We start from the raw sequence: 3030 nt of genomic DNA on the forward strand, positions 1-3030 counted from the left end.
TCGCGGCGCAGCACCCACAGCGCAAAACCCCGCCCAGCCCTGCAACGCGCCCTGGCTTACGCCATCTGCCACGCCGCGTGATGGCCAAAGTCGAGCTAAGAGCCCGCTTCATAACGGCTGAGGTGAGGTGAGCGACGGGGGTTCTGCGCGTTCGGAGGGTGTCTGACGTCCTTCGAGGTGGCTCATGTGGACCCCCGCCGCCCGCGCGCAGCTTGCGCGACGGGTCCAGCCCTATGCAACCTGCCTGACCGATGCCGAGTGGGTGCTGGTCAAGCCCTTCCTACCAGCGCCTGCAGGAACTGGGCGGCCTCGCTCCTGGCCGATGCGGCTGGTGATTGACGCCATCCTCTACGTGCTCCGGACGGGTTGTGCCTGGGCGCACCTGCCGCGCGACTTCCCGCCACCCGGGACCGCGCATCGCTGGTTCCTGCGCCTCTCGCGCACCGGCACCTTCGAGCGCCTGGCGCACGCCCTGACCATGGCTGACCGCGAGCGCGTGGGTCGCGAGGTCTCGCCGACGGCGGCCGTGCTGGATGCCCAGTCCGCCCGCTCGGGCGGTGTCGGCGTGAAGGGCGTCCGCGGCTACGATGCCGGAAAGAAGGTGACGGGGCGCAAGCGTCACGCTCTGGTGGACACCGACGGTCGGCTCCTGCTGGCTGCCGTCTCACCCGCTTCCCTGCACGACAGCCGCGGCGGTGCGGCCCTCCTGGCCATGTCGCGCCGTCCATGGCCGTTCCTGGCCCGCTGCTTCGCCGACCGTGCCTATGCCGGATCCCGCGTGGCCCAGGCCTCGCCCGTCGCCACCACCATCGTCGGCAGCGCGCCGGGACAGAAGGGCTTCGCCGTGCAGCCCAGGCGCTGGGTGGTCGAGAGGTCCTTCGCCTGGTTCGGCCGCTGCCGACGCCTCGCCCGCGACCACGAGACCACCGTCAGCTCCGCCGTCGCATTCCTCACACTCGCTGCCGCCATGATCCTCGTTAGGCGGCTGGCTCAGCCGTTATGAAGTGGGCTCTAAGCTGCCGAGCGACAGGGACATTCAGCTCGCCGACCCTTACGAACTGCAGCACTGGGCGAAGCTGTTCGGCGTCACTGAAAGGGAGCTTGTGTCAGCCATTCAGGCAGCCGGACCTCAGGTCAGGAACATTGCCCATCAACTCCAGATCGTGCCAAACATCCGCTAAGGGGCTTGCATTGAGGCGCGCCCACTGTCGATCTTCGTTCCCTTGCAACCTGAGTTGGTCCCCCGAATTCAGACAAGCGGATAAGCTCGGTTTGCCCTGAGAAGGACGGACCCGATGATGGGGAAGCGGAGGGGGTATTTAGCGGAGTTCAAGGCGAAGGTGGCGCTGGAGGCGCTGTGGGGTGAGCTGACGGCGGCGCAGCTGGCGGCCAAGCACAGCATTCATCACACAATGATGGGCGAGTGGAAGCGCCAGGCCGTGGAGGGGCCTTGTCAGGTTGGCGAGGTCCTCATGGCGGGTAAACTGCCACCGTCCCGCCGGATCCGCCAACCTGACAAGTCTCAACTGCTCCATCAGCTGGTGAAGGCAGTACCTTCAACCTGACCGCACCGAGTAGAAGGCTTGTAGCAGCAAGGCCCGTAACAGCTTCTCGGCCGCGATCGAGTGACGACCCACCCGCGCATAGAGCCGCTCAAACTCAGGAGACAGCGCCTCCAACGCCCCGTCCACCACCGCCCGGATCAGCCGCAGCCGGTGTTCCAACGGTACACGCGGCTCGCGGCTCAAGTAGCTGAACAGCCCCTCCGTCCGCTCGTCCGTACCCCGCATGACAAGCCTCCACCCCATAGCAAGTGCGAGGGATTCATAACCAACAGCACATCGTGAGACTTTTTCAGCAGTGTGCTAGCGCGACGGCCGCAGTGCATTTTCCCCAACGCTTCGGTCGGTTTCGAGCGGTCGCGCGTCGCGGCGCTCACGGAAGGACGGTAGGTCAGGTGCATCCTTCGGGATGGGATGCGTTTCTAGCCGAGTAATCAGCCGCTTCATTTCGGCTATTTCGCGGACCTGAGCCTCGATGATGCGATCGGCCAGCCTACGTACCTCCGGGTCGCGTATGTGCGCCCTCTCACTTGTCATGATTGCGATCGAGTGGTGCGGAATCATCGCCTTCATATATGACAGGTCACTGACCGTCTCTTGGCTCCGGACGAGCCACAGCGCCCCCGCAAATACCGCTACGCTGCCTAATGCGATACCAAAGTTTACGCTGCGGTTCTTATACATGCCCCACATGAATCCGATCATGATTAGCGCCATCGTCGCGCCCATGACGACGGCCATCCAGGTTCTTGTCTGGCTGTACTGAATATGGTCCAGCGCATAGGTGTTGAGGTACATCAGCCCGAACATAACCACCGTCGAGGTGGCGATCATGGCAGCAAACCGCACATAACTCATGATTAGATCTCCTGCTATTCGAGCCAACCAAGGCGAGCGCCGTAGGTTTCGGCGCTTTCCAACATCCATGTGGGGCAGTTAGGCCGCCGGGATTTTGGACCTGCAGCCCGTCGGGTTAACGCGCCAACAAACCGCTCGGGGCGGAGAGACTGAACCAGACATGCCGGGGGAAGCGTGAGAGACGAGGGCAGGCCATGGGCAGATCAGGGCAGCGCCGGTGTGAGGGCAGGAGAGCCGGATTGACGGTTCTGTCAGGTCTCGTGTCATAGCTGCTACCGCAGCCCGCCAGATGTGGCCGGCGCACGTCGCGGCAAGAATGGCGAGAGCGGCTATCGCACAACGGATCGGTTTTATGTGCCGAACCGCTGTCCACGCACCCCACTCCGGGCCTCTCTGACGCAAGAGCTGCCAGAACCCGCAGCACATCGCCCAGAGTCAGGCTGCTCCCTTGCCCGAGGTGGGCTCCAAGAGCAGTCGTGAGCCGCCACTGACCTGACCCCGTAGAAGCGATCCGCCGGTAAGGTGAGGCCGGCGGAACCGTGGAGGGTGTCGGGATGGCAAGGAAGCACCACAAGCCGGAAGAGATCGTTGCCAAGCTGCGTCAGGTTGA

The 3030-nt window shown here is 64.1% G+C and carries 3 protein-coding genes and 2 pseudogenes; 3 read left to right on the forward strand and 2 right to left on the reverse strand.

Translation table 11 applies throughout. The features are described 5' to 3' along the window. Nucleotides 1–184 precede the first annotated feature (184 nt). The 3 genes and pseudogenes from J8J14_RS24520 to J8J14_RS25310 form a co-directional block, all read left to right on the forward strand. Entirely contained in the window at nucleotides 185–1003 is an 819-nt protein-coding gene (locus J8J14_RS24520; protein ID WP_209382162.1) for an IS5 family transposase, read from the forward strand. Between the two features lies 1 nt (nucleotide 1004). Continuing rightward, nucleotides 1005–1181 carry a DUF3606 domain-containing protein gene (locus J8J14_RS25920; protein WP_209382164.1) on the forward strand — a complete coding sequence of 59 codons (177 nt, stop codon included), beginning with the start codon at nucleotides 1005–1007 and terminating at the stop codon, nucleotides 1179–1181. 117 nt (nucleotides 1182–1298) lie between these two features. After that, a pseudogene (locus J8J14_RS25310) lies at nucleotides 1299–1448 on the forward strand (transposase); the annotation flags it as partial. A gap of 114 nt (nucleotides 1449–1562) precedes the next feature. On the opposite strand, the pseudogene J8J14_RS24535 reads toward J8J14_RS25310, so the two are convergent. Both J8J14_RS24535 and J8J14_RS24540 read right to left on the reverse strand, forming a co-directional pair. Continuing rightward, a pseudogene (locus tag J8J14_RS24535) lies at nucleotides 1563–1790 on the reverse strand (IS5/IS1182 family transposase); the annotation flags it as partial. Nucleotides 1791–1865: 75 nt separating this feature from the next. Further along, nucleotides 1866–2420 carry a DUF305 domain-containing protein gene (locus J8J14_RS24540; RefSeq protein ID WP_209382167.1) on the reverse strand — a complete coding sequence of 185 codons (555 nt, stop codon included), beginning with the start codon at nucleotides 2418–2420 and terminating at the stop codon, nucleotides 1866–1868. Nucleotides 2421–3030: the final 610 nt, after the last annotated feature.

It is taken from the genome of Pararoseomonas baculiformis, from assembly GCF_017813395.1.
Taxonomy (GTDB): domain Bacteria; phylum Pseudomonadota; class Alphaproteobacteria; order Acetobacterales; family Acetobacteraceae; genus Roseomonas; species Roseomonas baculiformis.